The organism is Larkinella insperata (genome assembly GCF_026248825.1).
Lineage (GTDB): Bacteria > Bacteroidota > Bacteroidia > Cytophagales > Spirosomataceae > Larkinella > Larkinella insperata.
Genome location: NZ_CP110973.1, coordinates 1,947,827 through 1,969,629 on the forward strand (window position 1 = coordinate 1,947,827; position 21,803 = coordinate 1,969,629).

General features: G+C 51.1%; 17 protein-coding genes. 2 read left to right on the plus strand and 15 right to left on the minus strand.

The window, feature by feature from the left end:
- Positions 1–5: 5 nt before the first annotated feature.
- The 10 genes from dxs to OQ371_RS08010 form a co-directional block, all read right to left on the minus strand.
- Positions 6–1,940, minus strand: a complete 1,935-nt coding sequence (dxs, locus tag OQ371_RS07965) for a 1-deoxy-D-xylulose-5-phosphate synthase (RefSeq protein ID WP_265993258.1) — start codon at positions 1,938–1,940, stop codon at positions 6–8.
- A 283-nt stretch (positions 1,941–2,223) separates the two neighbouring features.
- Positions 2,224–3,141 carry a rhomboid family intramembrane serine protease gene (locus OQ371_RS07970; RefSeq protein ID WP_265993259.1) on the minus strand — a complete coding sequence of 306 codons (918 nt, stop codon included), beginning with the start codon at positions 3,139–3,141 and terminating at the stop codon, positions 2,224–2,226.
- A gap of 3 nt (positions 3,142–3,144) precedes the next feature.
- Positions 3,145–3,918, minus strand: coding sequence for a rhomboid family intramembrane serine protease (locus tag OQ371_RS07975; protein ID WP_265994282.1), 774 nt, complete (start codon positions 3,916–3,918; stop codon positions 3,145–3,147).
- A 36-nt stretch (positions 3,919–3,954) separates the two neighbouring features.
- Positions 3,955–5,898, minus strand: a complete 1,944-nt coding sequence (gene mutL, locus OQ371_RS07980) for a DNA mismatch repair endonuclease MutL (RefSeq protein ID WP_265993260.1) — start codon at positions 5,896–5,898, stop codon at positions 3,955–3,957.
- A gap of 534 nt (positions 5,899–6,432) precedes the next feature.
- The gene (locus tag OQ371_RS07985; protein WP_265993261.1) at positions 6,433–7,158 is read right to left on the minus strand and encodes an RluA family pseudouridine synthase; all 726 of its coding nucleotides are present in this window, start codon (positions 7,156–7,158) and stop codon (positions 6,433–6,435) included.
- A 59-nt stretch (positions 7,159–7,217) separates the two neighbouring features.
- Positions 7,218–8,036: a 3-methyl-2-oxobutanoate hydroxymethyltransferase gene (gene panB, locus OQ371_RS07990; RefSeq protein ID WP_265993262.1), complete on the minus strand. Its 819-nt coding sequence runs from the start codon at positions 8,034–8,036 to the stop codon at positions 7,218–7,220.
- Positions 8,037–8,162: 126 nt separating this feature from the next.
- Entirely contained in the window at positions 8,163–9,578 is a 1,416-nt protein-coding gene (locus OQ371_RS07995) for a murein hydrolase activator EnvC family protein (protein ID WP_310586624.1), read from the minus strand.
- A 24-nt stretch (positions 9,579–9,602) separates the two neighbouring features.
- On the minus strand, positions 9,603–10,448 hold the full coding sequence (gene lolB1 / locus OQ371_RS08000) for a lipoprotein insertase outer membrane protein LolB1 (protein WP_265993264.1): 846 nt from the start codon (positions 10,446–10,448) through the stop codon (positions 9,603–9,605).
- A complete protein-coding gene (locus tag OQ371_RS08005) occupies positions 10,441–12,192 on the minus strand; it encodes a tetratricopeptide repeat protein (RefSeq protein WP_265993265.1) in 1,752 nt (583 codons plus the stop codon). Before OQ371_RS08005 ends, lolB1 begins: the two co-directional genes overlap by 8 nt.
- Before the next feature lie 259 nt (positions 12,193–12,451).
- Complete coding sequence (locus OQ371_RS08010; protein ID WP_265993266.1) at positions 12,452–13,096, minus strand: AlbA family DNA-binding domain-containing protein; 645 nt, start codon at positions 13,094–13,096, stop codon at positions 12,452–12,454.
- A 205-nt stretch (positions 13,097–13,301) separates the two neighbouring features.
- On the opposite strand from OQ371_RS08010, the gene OQ371_RS08015 reads away from it, so the two are divergent.
- Complete coding sequence (locus OQ371_RS08015; protein ID WP_265993267.1) at positions 13,302–13,742, plus strand: sterol desaturase family protein; 441 nt, start codon at positions 13,302–13,304, stop codon at positions 13,740–13,742.
- Between the two features lie 89 nt (positions 13,743–13,831).
- Here the strand turns inward: OQ371_RS08015 and OQ371_RS08020 are convergent, their stop codons facing one another.
- Entirely contained in the window at positions 13,832–14,053 is a 222-nt protein-coding gene (locus OQ371_RS08020) for a DUF2795 domain-containing protein (RefSeq protein WP_009284883.1), read from the minus strand.
- 200 nt (positions 14,054–14,253) lie between these two features.
- Here OQ371_RS08020 and OQ371_RS08025 point away from each other — a divergent pair, with 200 nt between their 5' ends.
- Positions 14,254–14,982, plus strand: coding sequence for a copper homeostasis protein CutC (locus tag OQ371_RS08025; RefSeq protein WP_265993268.1), 729 nt, complete (start codon positions 14,254–14,256; stop codon positions 14,980–14,982).
- A 78-nt stretch (positions 14,983–15,060) separates the two neighbouring features.
- On the opposite strand, the gene OQ371_RS08030 is transcribed toward OQ371_RS08025, so the two are convergent.
- From OQ371_RS08030 to purU, 4 genes are all read right to left on the minus strand, one after another.
- Positions 15,061–16,725, minus strand: coding sequence for a sodium/sugar symporter (locus tag OQ371_RS08030; RefSeq protein WP_265993269.1), 1,665 nt, complete (start codon positions 16,723–16,725; stop codon positions 15,061–15,063).
- Positions 16,726–16,871: 146 nt separating this feature from the next.
- Positions 16,872–17,957: a DUF4421 domain-containing protein gene (locus tag OQ371_RS08035; RefSeq protein ID WP_265993270.1), complete on the minus strand. Its 1,086-nt coding sequence runs from the start codon at positions 17,955–17,957 to the stop codon at positions 16,872–16,874.
- Positions 17,954–20,788 carry an AsmA-like C-terminal region-containing protein gene (locus tag OQ371_RS08040; protein ID WP_265993271.1) on the minus strand — a complete coding sequence of 945 codons (2,835 nt, stop codon included), beginning with the start codon at positions 20,786–20,788 and terminating at the stop codon, positions 17,954–17,956. The genes OQ371_RS08035 and OQ371_RS08040 overlap by 4 nt, the downstream gene beginning before the upstream one ends.
- Before the next feature lie 76 nt (positions 20,789–20,864).
- Entirely contained in the window at positions 20,865–21,704 is an 840-nt protein-coding gene (purU, locus tag OQ371_RS08045) for a formyltetrahydrofolate deformylase (RefSeq protein WP_265993272.1), read from the minus strand.
- Positions 21,705–21,803 lie beyond the last annotated feature (99 nt).

Below are 21,803 nucleotides of genomic sequence, written 5' to 3' on the forward strand. Positions count from 1 at the left end.
AGTTATTAAACCGTCACAGTCCGTCCGGTATAAATCAGCTCCCGAACGGAATCGGCAATACCCTGTGGGTCAAAGCCACATTCCCGGTGAAGGTCAATCTGTTCGCCGTGCTCAATGATCGCATCCGGAATGCCCAGCCGCTTCACGCGGGCCATGTAACCGTGATCGGTCATGAATTCAATGACCGCGCTACCAAAGCCGCCCATCAAACAACCGTCCTCAACGGTCAGTACACTGTCATACCGCTGAAAAATTTCGTGCAGCATGGCCTCATCGAGCGGCTTCACAAAGCGCATGTCGTAGTGAGCGGGCTGAATGTTTTCTTTTTCGAGCAGTTCGCAGGCTTTAACGGCATAGTTTCCGATGTGGCCAATCGTTAGGATGGCAACTCCTTTTCCATCCCGGATTTTGCGTCCTTTACCCACTTCAATGGCTTCCAGTGGCGTTTTCCAGTTCGGCATCATGCCTTCCCCCCGCGGATACCGGATGGTAAAAGCCTGCTTTCCGTTCTGAATTGTATCCGACTGAGCCGTAAACATCATGTTGCGGAGTTCCTGCTCGTTCATCGGGCTGGCCACAATCATGTTCGGCACACAGCGCATAAAAGCCAGATCGTAAGCCCCGTGGTGCGTGGGTCCGTCGGCCCCGGCAAAACCGGCCCGGTCCAGGCAGAAAATAACCGGCAGCTCCTGGATGCAGACGTCGTGGATGACCTGATCATAAGCCCGCTGCATGAAAGTGGAGTAGATGTTGCAGAAAACCACCTGTCCCTGCGTTGCCATACCCGCCGAAAAAGTCACGGCATGTTGTTCGGCGATGCCCACGTCAAACGCACGATCCGGAATGGCCTTCATCATGATGTTCATCGACGAACCCGACGGCATAGCCGGTGTGACGCCCACAATTTTTTCGTTTACCTCCGCCAGTTCAACCAGCGTATGGCCGAAAACATCCTGGTATTTGGGCGGTTGCGGAGTGGCGTATACTTTCTTTTTAATTTCTCCCGTTACCTTGTCAAACAGGCCCGGCGCGTGCCATTTGGTCTGGTCTTTTTCGGCGGGGCCGTATCCTTTGCCTTTTACCGTGAGGCAGTGCAGCAGTTTGGGGCCGGGAATATCTTTCAGGTCGTTCATGACACTGACCAGATGATCAATGTCGTGGCCGTCAATCGGGCCAAAATAACGCAGGTGCAGCGACTCAAACAGGTTACTTTGCTTCAGCAGCGACGCCTTCAGGCCCGTCTCAAGCTTTGAGACGATCTCCTGTGCACTCTTGCCGAAGTTGCTCATCTTGCCTAGCAAGTTCCAGACTTCGTCTTTTACCTTGTTGTAGGTCGGAGAGGTCGTAATATCCGTCAGGTACTCCCGCAGCGCGCCCACATTCGGGTCGATCGACATGCAGTTATCGTTCAGAATAATGAGCAGGTCGGCTTCGGTGGCTCCGGCGTGGTTCATGCCCTCAAACGCCAGGCCGGCCGTCATGGCTCCATCGCCGATCACGGCGATGTGATGCCGCTTCGGATTGTTCTGGAGCTGCGACGCAACTGCCATTCCGAGCGCTGCCGAAATCGACGTTGACGAGTGCCCGACGCCGAACGAATCGTAGGGACTTTCCTTGCGTTTTGGAAAGCCGGATAAGCCTTTGTAAAACCGGTTGGTATGAAATACATCCCGACGCCCGGTCAGAATTTTATGGCCGTAAGCCTGGTGGCCCACATCCCAGATCAGTTGATCATCCGGTGTATTAAAAACATAGTGAAGGGCGACTGTCAATTCAACAACGCCCAAACTCGCTCCAAAATGACCGCCATAGACCGAGACGTTATCAATAATAAATTGCCGGAGTTCAGCGCAGACCTGCGGAAGTGCAGCTTGATCCAGATTACGAAGGTCGTCAGGAGTGTCAATCTTGGCGAGTAGTGTGCCGGGGGTGATCAACATAATATGTAGAATGGTGTAAATTGTTTTTCATAAACTACGCGTGCTAACAAACTGTTTCACAACGAAGATGTATGAAAGAAATACCGCGCAAAAGTACAAAAAAAACCAAACTTTTGCAGTTAAGATTCAGATTCAGCGGAAATGATTTGAACAGAACCCCAGAAGAAGAAAAAGCGCGCTGAAAAGATGTTTCAGCGCGCTTTTTTAAAAGTTATCAAACAAAAACTGTTTTATTCCGGGGAAACTTTTAAAAGTGCATGACGAGAAAAATACAATTCAGTACTTATCCCCGCTGACTTGCCCGGAACAACTTCTGTTTTTCCTCCCGGGTCAGGCTTTCGTAACCGGAACGAGAGATTTTATCCAGAATGGCGTCGATTTCGTCCTGATCCGGCATGGCAACCCCCGAAGACGAAGATGAAGCCACGTACGATCCGGTGCTCACGCTGGTACTCCGCTGGCGGTACGAAACTTTAACCGGTGGTTTTTTCCGGAACAGGCTCTGCCAGCCGTCCATAATCCAGTAGATCGGTTGGCCCAGATCCGTACCGTTCTGAAGCATTTTGATAAACAGAAAGCCAACCAGAGCGCCCCCCAGGTGGGAAAGCTCGCCCCCGGCATTGGGACCGATTGAGCGGGCCAATGACAGTACAATGTAAAAGAACGCTATGTATTTGATCCGCACGGGTCCAAAAAACAGCAAATGAAACGTATAATTCGGCAGCAGCGTAGAAGCCCCAACCGCCACTGCGAAAGCAGCCGCCGAAGCGCCCAGCATTTCTGCACTGGCTACCTGCCCGTGAAAATACGGCAGCAGGTTATAAATCGCAATGTAGGCTAAGCCACCCGTAATACCGCCCAGCATGTACAGCGCCACAAGCCGCCGGTTGCCCAGATACTCGTCGACCAGTCGCCCGAACCAGTACAGAAACAGCATGTTGAACAGAATATGAAATACGTCTTCGTGCGTAAAGAAGTACGTAATTAACGTCCACGGCTTTGTAATAAAAGCACCAAGTGACGCCGGTATCCGCAGTTGGGTAATTACAGCTTCATACACTCCTGGAATAACTGCCAGCATCACAACGACTTTCAGAATCAGAAGCAGCAGAAAAACAATGGTATTAATCAGAATCAACTGCACCAACGTATTGTTGGGCTTGTTGAATTCATTCCGGAAGTCATCTAACAGTCCACTCATTACTCAATAAAAATTATTTCGTTGCTTCCCCCAATATTTTACCAATATAAATGCAAAGAGCATACCGCCAATATGGGCGAAATGCGCTACATTGTCGGACTGTGCCCGATGAATGCCGGAATATAATTCATACGCGCCGTAAAACGTCACCAAGTACTTGGCCTTGATGGGTATTGGCGGAAATAATAGGAAAAGTTCGGTATTTGGAAATAATAATCCAAATGCCATCAAAATTCCAAAGATTGCTCCTGAAGCTCCGACCATGGGAACGGCCAATTGCCGCTCGTAATAGGCATTGACCAGCTGGATGGCTCCCCGTATATACGCAGGATCCGACGGGCTTTCTTCATATACCTTCAAAAAGTTATCAAACTGCGATACTAACCCGTGATCGGACAGAAAAAACTCCAGTGATTCCGGAGATGGGTTACTTTGAAAGGCAACCACTGCATCTCGTAACTGGCTGGCTTCAAAATAGTTTATACCGGAGAATAATAATCCGGCTCCAACACCGGTTACTAAATAAAAAATCGTAAACCGCTTGTTTCCCCAAACCCGTTCAAGCATTGGGCCAAAGAAAAACAAGCCCAGCATGTTGCTGAAAATATGCGCAAAACCCGCATGCAAAAACATGTGGGTCAGTAACTGATGGGGCGCAAAGGCCGGTGAAAGAAACGAATACAACCCAAATCTACCGATTAGATCGATTCCGGAAGCTGTTATAAGATATAGACCAATGTTGAGTAGCAGGATCGTCCTGACAACCGGCGTAAGCATCATAAAGTTGTAACGTTTTCTTCCATAAAAACCATATTAGGACCGAAATAATCCCGCTAATTTATCCAACGTCAAGACTGTCGTGATCGGTTCACCGCTGGGCGTATAAGATGGATTTGATGATGCCATCAACTGTTCGACCAGCGCCCGCTGCTCCGTCTCGGCCAGTTGCTTCTGGTGCCGTGATGCCGATCGCCGGGCTAATGAACGGGCCAGTATTTCGGCACGCTCCAGCCGGAGCCTTCCGGTATCTTCGCGGAGCTGCGCCAGCAGATTCGCAAAAAGCTCTTCTTCGTTCTCCCCAACCGAGAGCGCCGGTACACCCCGGATCAGGAACGCATTCTGCCCAATTTCGTCAAACTGAAAGCCCAGGCTCGTTAAGTCTTCGCGGAGTTCGAGCGCTAAATTATAATCAACAGGCATTACCGACACGGTTTTCGGAAACAACAATTGCTGCGAAACACCGTTGCGCTTGGTCAAAGCAGTCTGATACTGATCAAACAGAACCCGCTCGTAGGCTTTGCGCTGATCGACCAACAGAAGGCCTTCAGCAATAGCTAGCAGTAAATAACGGTTGTGTATCTGAAAAACGGACCCAATCTCTTCCAGAGCAACTAGCGGAGATTTTATTTTGTTTACCCGACTTTCCACCGTTACCTGCTCTGGCTCGGCTGGTTGCTCCACAGGTGCCGGTTTTTCGAATAAATCGGCCGGTTCGGGGGGGGCTGTTTCCTGCGGATTTACGCCTTCAAACAAGGCCTGCCAGTTGGCGGCCGACTTCCGGGGGAAATCCAAACCACCGGCTGGCTTCTTCTCCGATGCTTCCGTTGACCAGGCCGGGCTCATGGGCCGTAGCGACGAACGGCCTGGAGCTTCCGACTTTACGCTTTCCACAGTTCCTTCTGACGCACGACGGGGGGGCGGGGTCACCGGCAGAAAATTAACGTTCGAATCAAAGTCGAGCGAAGGGGTCAGATTATAAACTCCGACGGCTTTCCGGACGGCGGCCATTACGATGGCATACACCGAACGCTCGTCGTCAAACTTGATTTCTGTTTTGGTAGGGTGAATATTGATATCAATGTGTGACGGGTCAATGTCGATGAACAGCACGTAAAAGGGGTGGCTGCCATCCTGAATCATTCCTTCGTAAGCTCCGACCACGGCGTGGTGCAGGTAGTTGTGCTTAACAAACCGGGAGTTGACAAAGAAAAACTGTTCGCCCCGCGTCTTACGGGCGAATTCGGGCTTGCCGATGTAGCCCCGCACGTTTACATAGGGGGTTTCCTCCTCACAGTACGCCAGTTGCTCACGGTATTGTTTTCCGAATAGATCCACAATTCGCCGACTCAGCTTCCCAGCCTGCAGGTTGTAGATTTCCGAATCGTTATGGTACAGCGAGAAGCCTACTTCCGGATGCGCCAGGGCAATACGCTGGAATTCGTCCAGAATATGCCGCATTTCGACCGAATTCGTTTTCAAAAAATTACGCCGGGCCGGTACGTTGAAAAACAAATTTTTTACCAGTATATTCGTTCCTGGCAAGCACGAAACGGATTCCTGAGTTTTGATTTCCGAGCCTTCGATGCGAATTAACGTGCCTAGTTCGTCGGCCGTGCGTGATGCGTCGGACCGGCGCGTGCGAAGTTCAACCTGAGCCACGGCCGCAATTGATGCCAGGGCTTCCCCCCGGAATCCCATCGTTCGAATGCGGAACAGATCATCCGACGAACGGATTTTGGAGGTCGCGTGCCGTTCAAAACTCATTCGGGCATCCGTTTCGGACATACCATTGCCATCGTCAATAATCTGGATCAGCGTTTTACCCGCTTCCCGAATAATGACCTGAATAGTTTTTGCTTGAGCATCAACTGAGTTTTCCAGCAATTCTTTGACCACCGATGCCGGCCGTTGCACCACCTCCCCTGCCGCAATCTGGTTGGCAATCGAATCCGGTAACAGTTGAATAATATTCAACATTTTGTATTAATCTAATAATCTGAATTCTCAATAGAAGAACAAATTACTATTTTTCTACGACATAAGAAAAAGCATTTAGTGGACCGATGCTCATTTTAGCAATCTTTTTCTCTAAATCTTTGTTATAGAAATAATTCAAGACTAACTTTGAATATAAGGGGATATATACGCTGATTTAGGCTATCAAAATGCCGGATGTAATTAGCTGTATTTCCAAAACTTTTGTTAAAAGCGGCACACTTTTATCCTAACACTGAGATGAAGAAGGTCAAATGGAACATGATTTTGCACTGGGTAGTTTTCTTTCCAATTATCCTGCCACTGTGCATGCTATTTGGGGCCGTACAGGGAGCACTCCAAATGGCAGAACGTGTTATTAATCAGTTTTTATCCGACGTTGCCCCTTCGGTTAAATAACTTGGCTAAAATTGGGCTTTTCACGTTGACGACCCTCTTCCATCGTCCCAGTTTCTGCGCGTCTTTACTGATTTCCTAAGGAACAGCCGATGACCCATTGTGCATCACCGGCTTCGTTCAGTAAATGAAATCTAGATTTTTGTCTTTGTAATCTTCCGGGTCAAGCGTCAGGAATTCCTCCCAGAACGAATTGTTGGGTACGCCGGCCTTACAGATTACGGGCTCTTTTTTAACGGGATGAATAAAATAGAGTCGCCGGGCGTGCAAATTGATGCTACTGTCCTGATTAGGCCGCGGAAAACCGTATTTGATATCCCCTCGGATTGGGCATCCCATGCTCGCCAGTTGCACCCGGATTTGATGGGGACGGCCCGTAATCGGATTTACTTCCAGCAGATAATGATCGTTCACCTTCCCCAGCAGCCGGTACGTCAACTCCGCTTTCTGCGATCCGGGAACCTCGTAATCGTACGCTTTCACGGTATTCGTTGCTTCATCCTTGAGCAGGAAATGCGTCAATCGTCCTTTTTCCTCCCGCGGTTTACGCCCAACCACAGCCCAGTACGTTTTCTGAACCTGCCGCTTCCGGAAAACTTCGTTCATCCGCTCCAGCGCCTTTGAGGTTCGGGCAAATACCACTAACCCGCTGACGGGCCGGTCCAGCCGATGCACCGTGCCCAGAAACACGTCTCCGGGTTTATCGTATTTCTTCTTGATGTAATTCTTAACCAGCTCCAACAGGGGGACGTCCCCGGTTTTATCGCCCTGCACCAGCACACCCGGTTCCTTGTTGACAACAATCAGGTGGTTATCTTCGTAAACAACAACATATTTCTGTTTCATGGTAATCGAACGGTTTTTGCCCGCTTCCAGCCCTGCAGTCTGGTCAGAATGCCGTTTGGCTAGTAAGCTTCCTCTTTGCTCGGAAATTCGCGCTCCTTCACATCATCAACATACTGACCGATGGCTCCGGTAATAACGCCGTGCAGATCGGCATAACGGCGCAGGAAGCGCGGTTTAAATTCTTTGTTAATGCCCAGCAGGTCATGCAGCACCAGAATCTGTCCATCAGCATCCGGACCCGCCCCAATCCCGACAGTGGGAATGGTCAGACTTTCGGATACCTGTTTGGTCAATGCAGCCGGGATTTTTTCCAAAACCACCGAAAAACAGCCGATCTCTTCGAGCATTTTGGCGTCTTCCAGTAGCTTCTGTGCCTCGGTTTCCTCCTTTGCCCGAACGGCGTACCCACCGAATTTGTAAATCGATTGGGGCGTTAAACCGAGGTGGCCCATCACGGGAACGCCCGCGCTTAACACGCGAATGATTGATTCTTTCACTTCCAATCCGCCTTCCATCTTCACAGCGTGTGCGCCCGATTCTTTCATGATCCGAATGGCCGACCGCAGGGCTTCCGAAGAATTTCCCTGGTAGGAACCAAAAGGCAGGTCGACGACCACCAGCGCCCTTCTTACGGCCCGAACAACCGAGGCTGCGTGGTAAATCATCTGATCGAGCGTAATGGGCAGGGTTGTCTCGTGACCCGCCATCACGTTGGAGGCCGAGTCGCCCACCAGAATTAATTCCACACCGGCGGCATCAACCAGACGGGCCATCGAATAATCGTAGGCGGTTAGTGCCGAAATTTTCTCGCCCTTGGTTTTCAGTTCCTGAATAACGCGGGTAGTGATCCGTTTAATATCGGGGTTGTGAACAGACATTCTCTTGAGTAAACCGTTTAGCAATCGTGAGCAGAATTGGCAGGCAATCTACGGCGATCTTGTAAGCTATAAAACCCGGATAGGAGCAAAATGATTCTGAAAACCGGTATTTACTCGTTATTGAAATCAACGATCGATCAACCAGGATTCGGGGTTCATTCGACTGGTGCTCTTCCAAACCTGAAACTGAACCTCCGCCACACCGTCTTTGTCCGTAGCAACCACCCCAATGACTTCGCGGGCTTTAACGCGCTGACCCACCTGCACCGATACGCTTTTTAGCTTGGCGTAAACCGTATAGTAGTCACCGTGCTGAATGGCGACAATGTTATACATCCCGGTCACGTACGTGGTATACTGAACCACGCCGTCGTAAACCGCCCGAACCACTTCGCCGGGATTGGTTTGGATATCAATTCCCGGGTTATCCTGCATTACCCCTTTCAGGACCGGGTGGGGCCTGACCCCGTAGTGGTCCGAAATAAAACCGCGGGTTACCGGCCAGGGCAATCGGTTACGGGATGCGGCAAACGAAGAAGCCAGGGCCGCTTCTTCTTCGTTCAGCAAGTTATTCCGGCGCTCATCGGGTTTGCGGGCGGCCCGTTCAACCGCTTCCGGTGCGGCTTCCGCAGGTTTGGCTTCGGCAGTTTCGGTTTTACCCGCTTCCGGTTCGTTGGTGCTGGCGGCTTTGGCGGCCGCAGCTGCTGCGGCTTTTTCACGGGCAATACGTTCACGCTCGGCTTTTAATCGGGCAAGCCGGGCCAGTCGCTCGCGTTCCTGCCGCTCCCGAATTTCCCGGCGAATCATTTCCGTAATCGCTGCCTCCAGTCGGTTGACGGCCTTACGGCTTTCGGCCAGTTCGGTGCGCAGATCCTGCTCTTTTTCGCTCAGCTCTTCGGCGACGCGGTTTTTCTCATCTTTTAGTCCTTCCAGCCGCTTCGATTCATTTACCTGTACCACCAGGGTTCCCTGCTGCTGTTTCTTTTTGCGCTCCACATCCTGCTGCTTCGCCAACATTTCCTGCCGTACCTTCTCCATCTGCCGCACCTGCCCCTTCCGCGCTTCGGAGTACTGCTGGAGGTACTTATACCGTGCTACGAGCTGATTAAAGCTTTCAGCGGAGAATAAGAAGCCCAGCGGGTTGACCTGCTGCCGTCGTTTGTCGGCCGCATAAAGCATGTCTCCGTATTCTTTCTTGAGTTTTTCCAGGTCTTTCTGCAACCGGTTAGAACTTCGGCGTAGCTCCTGAATTTCGGAGTTCATTAACTTGACGTCTTCCGTCAACAGATTGATTTGCTTGGATTGGGCGGCAATTTCCTGGTTCAGGGCTTTTAACTGACCCAGCGTGGCCTGCTTCTGCGAGGAAGTTTTGCGCAGGATCGCGCGAATCTGCGACACTTTCTCCACGTTCTGCTTTTTCTCCTTTTCCAACTGCTGCCGGTTGCGCTGCTGGGCCATTACACGCCCAACGGTCAGCCAGCACAGGCCAAACGCGAGAATAAACACTTTCCAACCTATAGCCCAAACCACTCTGTACTTCATACGCATTGTGCAATACCGGATTCGTTACGGTCTCCGTTGAAATTTCGACGGAACCGTGAACGGAAAACCCGGATTTTTGTCGGTAAGCTCTACTTTATTATGCCGTATCCGCAGCACGGTCTGATAAGGTTGTCCGTCGCTCTTGGATTTGTAGTCAACGGTAACCAGACTGGTATACGGAAACAGAAAATTGTTCAACGCCGTAAAGTCTTCGTAATCCAGCGTCAGCGAGTTCTTGGTGGGCTGCTCAACCACCAGGAGTTTTTTCAACTTCCGGTTTTCTTCACCGATGTAATTATCGATCAGCACCTTGCCTTCAAGTTGCCGCAGCAGCAAAAAATCTTTCTCGTTTTTTACCCGTTGGGCGGGTTCTTTGGGCAGCGGCAAATTCCCGATCAAAAGGGATTGAATAAGCCCAAAATCGAGATTAAAGTTAAAACGCTGGCTCAACGACGGGTAATCGAAAACGGAATATTCCCGGTGAATGCGATCCATAATAACAACTGAGTCTTGGGTAATCAGCGCCCGGGCCACTTCAACACCGACGCCCGATACGGACAACCAGATCAGGCTGTCTTTGGCAATTCGCAAACTAACATTAGCGTTGTTGATATCCTGCTCCTTACTTTTAAAGGAAACCTTTGATTTAGCTGTTAAATAGTGGAAATCAACCTGCTCGACAGTGGAATTGGGATCAATGGAAGGAAGCGGTGATGCGGTCGCAGTGCTGTCAACCCGGCTTTTGGGCGCTACCGAAACGGTATCCGCTGAAGGGGAAGGGGGTGCGTTGCGGAATAATTTCTGACGACGACACCCGCCTGATGTTATCAGCATCACAGCGCACAAAAATCCAACAAGGTATTTACTCATAAATCTTTCCGGTGGCAATTTTTTTATCCAACCGATCGGTCGTTTCGCCTTTTAATTTTGCTTTTTTCCACTGTTCAACGGCTTTATCGTGCTCACCAAGCTGGTATAGCACATCGCCGTAATGTTCGAGAATGGTACCGCTAACGTTTTTGTCCGACTGAATGGCTTTTTCGAGGTAAACGCGGGCTTTGGCGTAGTCTTTCATGACGTACAAAACCCAGGCATGGGTATCCAGATACGTAGCGTTATCCTGATTTTTTTCGACCAGCCGCTCCGACATTTGCCGCGCCAGAGGCAGCTTCTCTTTTCGCAGGGATAAAAAGTAGCTGTAGTTGTTCAGCACGTGGTCGTTGTCGGGGTCCTGTCTCAGGACTTCCTCATAGGCTTCATCCGATTTCTGGTGGTCTCCCATGCTGTTGTATACATCGCCCAGGCCGGCCGTTATGCTCTTCATCAGTTCAGCATTGCTGGCCGACAGCCGACGGCATTCTTCGTAGGCTTCAACGGCTTCTTTATACCGTTTTTTGAAGTGATTGGCCGACCCGTTATACGCCCAAAGCACGCCCTGATTCGGAAACAATTCCAGCGCCTGTTCAGAATGCACCAATAGGCTGTCCATCTGGTTGAGTTCACTGTCAAGTTGCAGAATGGCGCCCCACATTTCATAGGTGGCTTTGTCCAGACGGGCGGCTTTAACGAAGTAATCGCGGGCTTCGGTTTTTTTTCCCTGCTGCGCCAGTAACTGGGCATAAATGGCCTGCGAGCGGGCATCCCGTGGGTGGGCCGTAGCGAGTTCCCGGGCGAGTTTTACAGCACTTTGGTTGGCTTTTTCATCAGTACCAACCATGCCGATGTAACTCGACAAAATCCGTGCTTTGATGCTGGCTTCGAGATTCGGATTAGAAAAGACTTTATCTAGCTCCTGACTGCATTTCTCCAGATTGCCCTGCTTGCGGTAGAGGTCGGCCAGCATGACGTGGGCCTGCGGCAGATCGGAGTTAACTTTCAGGGCCCGCTGCAACCAGTCGACAGCTTGCTCGTTGCGGTCGTTGGCGATCAGCAACTCGGCCCCTTCCAGCAGGTAATCGGTTTCGCCCGGTTCGGAGGCAGCCAGTTTTTCGGCTTCCAGAATGGCCTTTTCGACTTTATTCTGTTTCAGGTAAATCCGTTGTTTCTGCCGGACGATTTCCTCGTTCATACCGGTGGCTTTTTCCACCTGTTCGTAAACAGCCAGGGCCTTGTCCGGTTTTTCGTCGAACAGGTAGATAGCCGCCAGTTCAACGCCGTATTCGATATTCTCGGGACTTTTCCGGATCAGATCTTCATACAGGTTCTCCGCATCGGCGTAGCGCTTCTGTTTCACGAAAAGTTCGGCCAGTTGGAGTACGTAATATTTATTGCTTCCCTTGTCGAGCTGAACGGCTTTCTGCGCCAGCGGCAGGGCGTCCTCGGTTTTTCCCTGTTTCAGCAAGGCCGAGGCCGCAGCGTAGTGGGCTGCCGGGTTTTCGGGATGAAGCTGGATGACTTTCTGGAATTGGGCAACGGCTTTCGCGGGTTCGTCCATCATCATGAACTTCATGCCCTCCGTAAACAACGATTCTTCAACGCCCCGGGCGCCTTCCTCTTTGGGCTTTTGCTCCCTGGCTTTCCGTTGAGCCTGAGCGGGTGTGATCACGCACATAATCAGGCAACCGATACCGGCAACCAGCCACGTCCGCCAATTGGATTTTACCAGATAGTGCATGGATATACCAACTTAAATAAATCGAATGAATAGGAACGCCCACCGGGCTCTTCAGTTCAAACGTGTTTGACCTATTCTCTATTGCAACAGCACGTTACCGTTGATCACAATACACAAAGGTAGTGGAAAAGCTTCATAACCACTGAACCAGAATCGATTGATTCGCTGGAAAATAAAAATGATAAACGCAAAAGTACCCAACGGGGTTTGCTTTCACATTTATCATTTTTCATTCGGTATACTTCATTCCCTCTACGCCTTACCCCGTACGGCTCGTAAACTGGTCGACCACCTCATTGGGGTGGATTTCCAGCACATTGGCCAGCACCAGCAGCACCAGCGTCCGGGAAGCCATTTTCCGCGGAATATTCGCAATCCGGGCAAACAAATCGACGGTAATGCTCTGGTTATGGTCCAGATGCTGCATCAATGCCTGCTCTTTATCGCCGTACGTAAACCGTACGTTACGGTCGGCAGTCTCGCCTTTCATGATTTCGCGTACCTCTTTGCTGGCCTGCACGGCTTTGTCATCAACCCGCACGTAAGCCCGCCTAAAATCGTTGAGCGGATCATCCACGAAGTGCGGCTTCCGGTCGCTTTCCGGAACGGTGATTACCAGCACGTCCCGTTCATTGGTTAGCGCCACACGTTCCATGTGGTACTCAATTTTCGGGGTGCAATACCGTTCGATGGCGCGCTCCAGCAGGTATTCATCTTCATCGACGTGTTTGAGACCCTGGATGCTTTTATCGTCGCCAATTCCAATCAGCAGTTTCCCGCCTTCCGTATTAGCAAACGCCACAATTTCGCGGATAATCCGTTCGGGGTGATTGGACTTCAACTTGAATTCGAGATGCGTTCCCTCACCCTGTCTAACCAGTTCCTTGAGCGCCCTGTAGTCCATCCGTCTGTCGGCTGTGTAGATATCAAGAAGGTTGCCAGCCCTCCCTTGCTTTTAAATATAACCCTTTTAATGAATACAAACCAAAGGTTTACTCAACTATTTTACCCGTAAATCGGCTAACTTCGCTGATTCTTAACGGGATCAACTATTTATGTTAGTTAGTGGTTTACGCTTTGGTTGTATCTAACTTAGTAACACAAAAACAATGCTAAACGTTGTAATTATTCTGGTTACGTTTGTAGGAATGGAGGGAGCCGCCTGGTGGACGCACAAGTACATCATGCACGGATTTATGTGGCGTTGGCATCATTCGCACCACAACCACCATTCGGGTTTTCTGGAACGTAACGATTTATTCAGTGTAGTATTCAGCTTGGTGGCCGTTGGATTGGTGGTTTTGGGGTTTGAGGTGGAACCACTCTGGTTTCTGGCCCCTATCGGCATTGGCGTGACTTTATACGGTATTTTTTATTTTATTTTTCACGACATCATCGTGCACCGGCGGATCAAATTCCGGTTTAAACCCCGCAATCCGTATTTGAAACGAATCATGCGGGCGCATTACGTCCACCACAAAGTTCACAAACGGGATGGGGCCGAAGCCTTCGGCTTTTTGTACGCTCCTAAAAAATACGAATCTCGTTAAAAGAGATTCAGGGGGCACAAATGGCAAAACCCATAAAGTCCAACCGCAAGGGTGTTACTTTATGGGCGAATGCAGAGGGCAAACCCGCTCTAATACTCGTCTTCGTTGAAAAAGAAGTCGTCTTTTGTGGGGTAATCAGGCCATATTTCCTCGATACTCTCGTAGGGCTGACCGTCGTCCTCCAACTCCTGCAGGTTTTCGACTACTTCTAAGGGAGCGCCTGAGCGAATCGAGTAATCGATCAACTCATCTTTGGTAGCCGGCCAGGGGGCATCTTCCAGATACGATGCCAATTCGAGTGTCCAATACATACGCGTTGCTGCTAAAAAATATGACGACTGACTGTCGTGAAATTGTGCAAAAGTAAAAAAATATGAATATCCTAGACATGTCCCTGAAAAATCTTTCAGAAACGGTTAGAATGCTGTTTAGGCCAATTAACCTGCTCGCGAATAAAATTGTTTGCCATCAACTATCCAAACTTTCTGTTTTTCTAACAACCTATTAATCAATGAAGATTGAAATTTGCTGTTTTTCACTGGAATCCTGCCTCATTGCCGAAGCCAACGGCGCTTCCCGAATCGAATTATGCGGGGGAGCCGCCGAAGGTGGAACGACACCCAGCTACGGGCTAATCACCCTGGCGCGGCAACAAGTTAAAATTCCTATCTATGTGATGATTCGGCCCCGGGGCGGTGATTTTCTATACAATGAAACAGAGTTGGCCGTGATGCGTCGGGACATTGAAGCGGCCAAAGAAGCCGGGGCGGATGGCATCGTGCTGGGGCTGTTAAAACCCGACGGGACCGTGGATGAGGAACAAACAGCGGAGCTGATTCAACGAGCACACCCCCTGCCGGCTACGTTTCACCGCGCGTTTGATGTAGCGCGTGACCCGCTGGAAGCGCTAGAGGCCGTTATTCGCACGGGAGCCGAACGCATTCTGACTTCGGGACAGCAAGCCAGTGCCGAAGCGGGTGTTCCACTGTTAAAACAATTGGCCCAGCAGGCCGGTGACCGGATCGAGATTATGGCTGGAGCGGGTGTAACCCCGGCTAATGCCGTCCGACTGGCCGAAACGGGCATACATGCGCTGCATTTGACTGCCAAGCAGGTCATGGACAGCGGGATGGTATACCGTAATCCAAACGTGCCGATGGCGTCGGTAGCCATGAGTGAATTTGAGTGGTTAAGTACCAGCGGTGCAGTGGTGCAGGCAATGGTGAAAACTGTGAAATAAAAAGTTCGCAGCGAGTAGCGAAGGAAAAGAGTCCATCAGGGGCTCCGCTACACGCTGCGAACGAACGTCTAAACCCGCTTACCAGAAGTAAGCGTACAGAAACGTAATCACCGCGATTACCACGGCCGCGCCAATGGCAAAGCTCGATGAGGTCTTGAACATGCTGGCGTCGATTTCCAGACCTTTGCTGCTGGGTTTCTGCAACCCGAGGACGATCATCACCGCCACACAAATTAAAAAGACAAAGCCCATCGTGTCCAAGAACGGGATGGTATAAACTCCGTCGGCGCCCAATACCGCAAAACCAGACGGCGCCAGAAACTCCAGATTAACCATCCCGGGCAGAACGTATTTGAAGAACAGCGACAGCAGAAAACCGCCCACAATGGCGAACAGCGCTCCGCTCGAGTTCGTCTTCTTCCAGAAAAAGCCCATGATAAAAGCCGCAAAGACGCCCGGCGAAACCAGCCCCGTCATTTCCTGAATAAACTGGAAGCCCCCTTTCTTATCGATTCCCATGAACGGCGAGATAAAAATTGCCATCAGCATGGAGACCCAGATCGCCACCCGGCCCACGCGCACCAGCTTCTGCTCGCTAGCGTTCGGGGCAATGTACTTCTTGTAAATATCAAGGGTAAAAATGGTTGAAATCGAGTTGGCTTTACCGGCCAGCGACGCCACCACGGCCGCGGTCAAAGCGGCAAATGAAAGTCCTTTCAAACCCGCAGGCAGCAGGTTTAGCAGGACCGGATAAGCGTGGTCCTTGTTGATTTCGCCCGTGGCATCCAGCATTTCCTGCTGAAACAAACCATTCTGGTACAGGGTGTAAGCCGCAATACCGGGCAGCACCACGATGATCGGCATCAGGAGTTTGAGGAAAGCCGCAAAGAGAATTCCCTCGCGGGCCGTTTTCAGATCCGCCCCCAGTGCCCGCTGTGTGATATACTGGTTACATCCCCAGTAATTCAGGTTGACAATCCACATCCCGCCAATCAGAACCGTCAGGCCGGGCAGCGAAGCGTAATGCGGATGGCCTTTCGGGAAAATCATGTGGAAATGGTCTTCCGACTGCGTTAGCATCTGGTTAAACCCGTTTACAATGCCATCGGTACCATTCTCCGTCGAAACCAGATTGATGGCCAGATACGTAGTTGCCAGCCCGCCCAGAATCAGGAAAAATACCTGAATAACGTCAGTAAAACCAATAACCTTCATCCCGCCCAAGGTAATGATGACCGCAAATACCGCCAGACCAATCATACAGGCCGTAAAATTGAGGCCCGAAATAGTGGAAACGGCCAGCGCACCCAGAAATAGAATTGATGTCAGGTTGACCAGGATATAAAGAAACAGCCAGAAAATGGCCATGATCATCGAGACGGTATTGTTGTATCGCTGCGTTAGGAACTGCGGCATCGTGAAGATCCGGTTCTTGAGGTAGATCGGCATGAAGAAAACCGCCACCACAATCAGCGTTGCGGCCGCCATCCACTCGTAGGTGGCAATGGCCAGCCCCATGGCAAAGCCGTCGCCGGATGCTCCGATGAATTGTTCCGCCGAAATATTGGAAGCAATCAGGGATGCGCCGATGGCCCACCAAGTCAGCGACCCTTCTGCCAGAAAGAAGTCAGTAGATGAAGTCTCCTTTGTCTTCTTTTTATTGTAAATCCAGTAGCCGTAGGAGGCAACAATGATGAAATAAATAAAGAAAACAATGTAATCGAGGATTTGTAATTTTTGCATGTTGGCAACCTAAAAACAGGGAAGAAATGAGCGTAGGATTATTTCGACTCGAAAGATAATAATTTAGAGAACATATTTTTGCCTATTTTAACCTTCTGCCGCGATAAATCCGACAGATAATTTCGGGAACGGCCCTCCCCCGCAAATTACAGAACTTTGATGGTTTCCGGCACTAGTTTCTTCAGACGCGAATGGGCGATAAAACGCCGGGCGACCGTAAAGCGATAGTTACCTGTGTGCAACGTATATTGATAGAGCGGGTTGCGCACCATTACCGAACCATTGATCCAGCCCAGCGTTACGCACCACCGGTTGCTGTTGTAACCGCCCACCACCTGAAAGTGCAGATCGGGCCGCACGTTGCTCCGGATTTGATCCCGGTTTTCGAATAATTCCTTGCTAAAAGTTGCGTTCAGATTGCCCATCAGCGCGGCCGTGGCAAACCAGTGTTGCCGGTAGACGAACGTGTACGCGTAGCCCGCACTGGGTCCAAGTTTCAAAAACCGCATCCGGCGCACGGCTTCGTCCGGGAAAGTGGGCCGGACGCGTTCAGGAACCAGCGCGCTGTCGCCCCGCACAATACCGTAATAGACCTGAAAACCGGCCAGCCAAGTGCCCGCCGACCGCTTCTGCCACTCGTTCTGAACGAAAGAAGCCCGGAACGAAAACCGCCGGAAATTGAATACCCGCCGAATGCCCACCCCCACCAGATTCACCCGCAGGTCGGGGCGGTGGTAATAAAGCTCCGGGCTGGCCGCGGCATTTCCGCGGGGCGTCAGAAAGTAGCCGTTGTAAAACTGGGCTACCCCGTCAAGTACCCACTTTCGCGTATATACGTGCGTTTGAAGGTCGATATTCTTCGTCTCTCCCTTGCCGTTGTTTTTGTTCAGAAACGACAAACCATACGCCATGTTTACCGTCAGGGCGTTGAACGTTGCTCCGATGCCCAGATTCAGCGGGGCATTGGGCAGAAACCGCAGCACCGGAGCATCCGTGGTTGGCGTCGATAGATTGAAGGAGGTGTATTTCTGGGAAATGTACGCCCGGCCGGTCAGCTTGCCGGGAAAAGTACGAACATAGGCCGAATCAATGTCGGGTCGAAAGCGATCCTGGGCCGGAGCCGCTGAAGCCAGAAGCAGCAGCAGGATCGTACCGAGGCTGAGCCGCCAAAATGAAAACGCCGGGTGGCGAAGATCGGCGAGCGCGTGGCCGACCGTTGTGCCTTGCTTCATCGGGCAAAGGTGGTGTCAATTTTATGGCGGCTCAGTTCGGCCTTCCATTCGTAATGTAACGATTTTCGCTGGGCTTCAAAGTCCCGGCGGCCAAACATTTTCATTCGATACTTGCCGAGGTCGCGGTGCAGCAGCAGGTGATTTTTCAAACCGCCGGTCATTCGGGTAGAATCCCCCTCCTGAATCTGGCGAATGCGCCGTTTGTTGTTGCCAAAGAGCAGGTCCGTCAGGCTGATTTCGACCAGAAAAGCCGCTTTTTTGTTGAGCGTGTAATCGCCATCCAGGTGAAGGTACGAAAGATTGCTGGTTAGGTTCAGGTCCGGCATCAGAATCCGGTTCTTGTGCAGCAGAAACTGAGCATCAACGTCTTCAAAATAAATGTGGCTGGTTTTGGCTTTCGGCAAAAACCGCAACGCCTGCTGAATGGGCTGCACTTCAATCAGCTCCATCTGCCGGACCTCGGCTTTTGTGTAGGCCGTTGTTTTGTTCATATCCGGCAGAAAATCTTTGTCCAGCTCGGTCCGCAGCGTCATCGAGCAATCTACGTTGCCGCGGATGTTTTCGCTCTTCAGCACGTCGATCTGCATTTCTTCAGCCGCCCGGAAAAGCTGGTATAAATCCATTTTCTGCAGCGTCACGTTGAGTTTAACCGGAATGCCCTTGACCTCATCCAGCTTCATCAACCCGCGCGCCCCCAGCCGCCCCCCGAAAGCATTCATCGTCAGTCGTTCGAGCTGCGCGGTTTCGTCTTTGATGACCGTCTTCACGCCAAAGTCGTGTCCCCGAAGCGCGTTGTAATCCAGCTTGCGGGCCTTCACCTCAATATCAAACTGGTAATCACTGATCAGAGACTTCCGCTTCTGCGCAGTCGGCCGTTTGTACGTGGCCTGCATACTGTTCAGGCCGGACAGCAGGCTCAGCAGCCGTTGCAGCTTCAGTTGGTCGTACGACAGGCTCAAAGCCGCGTATGGTTCCTGAATACCATCCTGGTTTAGTTGAAAATGCCCCAGCCCCGCGATTTTACCGCCCAGTGTCGTCTGACATAACAACTGCGGAACGCGAACTTCCTCGCCCTTCTTGTTAATCACAAACGACATATCCTTTAAATCTTCACCCGATGGCAGCCGAATGCGATCAATCCGGAAAACGGCCGAATACTCCGTACCGAATAATAGCCCCGCCAGGAGGCTGTCCGTTGCGGTCGGAATTTTCTTCGGGGTTGATGGGCGGGATCTGGCCGGGATAGGTTTCGAGAAATCCAGTTCCTGCCAGTGGGCCGCCAGTTTGGTCCGAACCGGGTGCGTAGCCTGATTGCCGCCTAGGGCAAACCGCAGCAGGTTCGTCACTTCCCCGTTTATTTTAAATGCCCGGCCTTCCATTTTCCCGACGACCTCCTGAATCCGAAGCATGTTGTTTTCCGGAATAAAATGGATATCAGCACGGAGCGCCGTACACCGCCCGGACGGTTTCGGAAACAGCAGACAGCCATCTTTAATGCGAAGCGTTCCCTGCCAGAACGGCTCGACCGGCGACGGGTTGATCACGTTCGAATACAACAACGGACTCCGAACGGCCAGATTGATGGAAGCCGTGCCACGGTATAGCGAGTCGCCGGGCCAATTCATGAGCTGCGCCAGTTGCATGAGCGACAGATTACCGCGCATGGTAGCGTCGACGACGGGCGAAACCAGATTGGTCAGCGTACCCTTCATGGCCAGCGTATCGGCCCCGCACTGCAACTGAAATTGCTGCAGGGTCAGGACGGAAGTTTCGCGAGCGTTGGCGGAGCCGTTGTTCCAGTTACCCCGCAATTGAACGGTTTGGAAAATTACCGGAGTTTTGGGCCATCGGTAATTCCGGGCCAGTAGCCGGAAACTGATTTCGTTGTGCGCCCGTACGGTTGCACTGCTCCGTCCGTGCATCCGAAACTGAAATGCCACATTTCCTTTAAAAGCCGTGTCGCCCGCGTACCGTTTGAGCGAATCGGGCAGCAAAGCCGCCAGAAACTCTTGCGCCGGCTGAACACCCCGCATTCCGATGTCCAAATCAGTACCTTGCTTTTCGGGAAGTTTGCGGTGGCTGCCGGTCAGGACGACGGGAGCACCGTTGACCACGACTTGGCTTTGGCTAAATCGCCCAGTTTTGGTCGCCGGATTATACGCATAGTGAACGCTGGCCTGAAAAGGCTGATTCCGAAACAGGGTCAGCGTCCGGTTTTTAACGTATTCAATGGTGCCACCGAGCGTACCTTTTAGCTGCAATCCTTCTTTAACCAGCTTCCCGCTCAGGTCGGCTTGCTGGATGTGCATGGAAAAGGCGTTCTTTTTGTAGCCATTTACGACGGTTACGGTCGCATCTTCAATGCGTATTTCGGGAATTCCCACCGAATGCCCGTGCTCGCGGTCGGAACGGCTTTCGGTTTTCCAGGTCAGGGCTGATTTCTGCCCGGTCGAGTCGACCCATTGTTTGTACCGGATTCCCTTCAGAACTATTTTCCGCACGGTACGGCTTTCCCGAAATAAATCGGTGGTGCTGATGACCAGATGGGCCTGATCGATCCCGACAATTTCCATCGGCTTTTGCCGGTGGTTATCCGTAATCGAGACGTTGGTCAGTTGAATGGCTAAATGGGGAAAGTGGCTAAGTAATGAAAATTTCACCCCAAAGTCCGCCAGCCGCTGTTCCGAATGGCTGGCAAATTCTTCCCGGACGGCCAGAATAACTCGTTCTTTATAGACGGTTGTCAGCAAGAGCGGAAATAGCAAGCTCACCAGCAAAGAAACCCCTGCCGCGGCCAGTACTACTTTTATCCAGTGCGCAACTCTCGCCATTGCTTTTAAAAACCGTCTTTACAATCGACACAAGTCCGGTTTTACTAAAACAAGTGTTACTGGCACACTGTTCGGCCTACAGGATGATCGTTCGGTTCTGATGGATAAAAACCCGGTCGTTGAAGACCAGTTTCAGCGCCTGTGACAGCACGATTTTCTCGACATCCTTGCCTTCGGTCGCCATGTCGGCCGCCGTATGCCGGTGATCCACTTCCTTAATATTCTGGGCAATAATGGGCCCTTCGTCGAGGTCGTTGTTTACAAAATGGGCCGTCGCCCCAATAATTTTGACGCCCCGGTCGTAGGCCTGCCGGTACGGGCTGGCGCCCATGAACGCGGGCAGAAAAGAATGGTGAATATTGACAATACGGTTGGGAAAATGGCTGACGAACGCGGGTGTCAGCACGCGCATGTATTTGGCCAGCACAATGTATTCCGGCTCATAAATCGACAGCGTCCGCAGCAAGGCTTCCTCGTGTTCTTCCCGGGTACGGTGTTCGTGGGTAACAAAATGAAAGGGAATGCCGAATTTGCTGACCAACGATTGCAGGGAATTGTAATTGCTGACCACGGCCAGAATGTCGGCGTCCAGCTCGTTGAAGGCGTATCGGATGAGCAGTTCCGCCAAACAATGATGTTCTTTTGTAACAAAAACGATAATATTTTTCTTTTTTTTAGGATTAATGCGCAGATTAATCCCAGACGGCAAGGTCTCCCGTAATTTGTCGGACAAAACAACGGAATCGTAGTTACCTTCGAACTCGGTTCGCATGAAGAACTGCCGGTCGGGACTTACGTATTCGTCGTTTCGGATGATGTTCAGATTGTGGTGGGCCAGTACTCCGGTAACGCGGTGAATAAGCCCCGTGCTGTCGGGACCGTCCATTAACAAAATGTGACGAGTTTCGGCGGACATGAACGAATTGATAATTTGAAAGTTATTGTAAAAATAGTAAAATCACCGCGCTAATCGCCTTTGCCAAAGGGAATGTGCCATTTGTGATTGGTAGTAAAA

What these genes read in the sequence shown, in the direction of transcription:
- dxs (WP_265993258.1), bottom strand. Translation starts at nt 1,940, where the DNA reads ATGTTGATCACCCCCGGCACACTACTCGCCAAGATTGACACTCCTGAC.
- OQ371_RS07970 (WP_265993259.1), bottom strand. Translation starts at nt 3,141, where the DNA reads ATGAGTGGACTGTTAGATGACTTCCGGAATGAATTCAACAAGCCCAAC.
- OQ371_RS07975 (WP_265994282.1), bottom strand. Translation starts at nt 3,918, where the DNA reads ATGCTTACGCCGGTTGTCAGGACGATCCTGCTACTCAACATTGGTCTA.
- mutL (WP_265993260.1), bottom strand. Translation starts at nt 5,898, where the DNA reads ATGTTGAATATTATTCAACTGTTACCGGATTCGATTGCCAACCAGATT.
- OQ371_RS07985 (WP_265993261.1), bottom strand. Translation starts at nt 7,158, where the DNA reads ATGAAACAGAAATATGTTGTTGTTTACGAAGATAACCACCTGATTGTT.
- panB (WP_265993262.1), bottom strand. Translation starts at nt 8,036, where the DNA reads ATGTCTGTTCACAACCCCGATATTAAACGGATCACTACCCGCGTTATT.
- OQ371_RS07995 (WP_310586624.1), bottom strand. Translation starts at nt 9,578, where the DNA reads ATGAAGTACAGAGTGGTTTGGGCTATAGGTTGGAAAGTGTTTATTCTC.
- lolB1 (WP_265993264.1), bottom strand. Translation starts at nt 10,448, where the DNA reads ATGAGTAAATACCTTGTTGGATTTTTGTGCGCTGTGATGCTGATAACA.
- OQ371_RS08005 (WP_265993265.1), bottom strand. Translation starts at nt 12,192, where the DNA reads ATGCACTATCTGGTAAAATCCAATTGGCGGACGTGGCTGGTTGCCGGT.
- OQ371_RS08010 (WP_265993266.1), bottom strand. Translation starts at nt 13,096, where the DNA reads ATGGACTACAGGGCGCTCAAGGAACTGGTTAGACAGGGTGAGGGAACG.
- OQ371_RS08015 (WP_265993267.1), top strand. Translation starts at nt 13,302, where the DNA reads ATGCTAAACGTTGTAATTATTCTGGTTACGTTTGTAGGAATGGAGGGA.
- OQ371_RS08020 (WP_009284883.1), bottom strand. Translation starts at nt 14,053, where the DNA reads ATGTATTGGACACTCGAATTGGCATCGTATCTGGAAGATGCCCCCTGG.
- OQ371_RS08025 (WP_265993268.1), top strand. Translation starts at nt 14,254, where the DNA reads ATGAAGATTGAAATTTGCTGTTTTTCACTGGAATCCTGCCTCATTGCC.
- OQ371_RS08030 (WP_265993269.1), bottom strand. Translation starts at nt 16,725, where the DNA reads ATGCAAAAATTACAAATCCTCGATTACATTGTTTTCTTTATTTATTTC.
- OQ371_RS08035 (WP_265993270.1), bottom strand. Translation starts at nt 17,957, where the DNA reads ATGAAGCAAGGCACAACGGTCGGCCACGCGCTCGCCGATCTTCGCCAC.
- OQ371_RS08040 (WP_265993271.1), bottom strand. Translation starts at nt 20,788, where the DNA reads ATGGCGAGAGTTGCGCACTGGATAAAAGTAGTACTGGCCGCGGCAGGG.
- purU (WP_265993272.1), bottom strand. Translation starts at nt 21,704, where the DNA reads ATGTCCGCCGAAACTCGTCACATTTTGTTAATGGACGGTCCCGACAGC.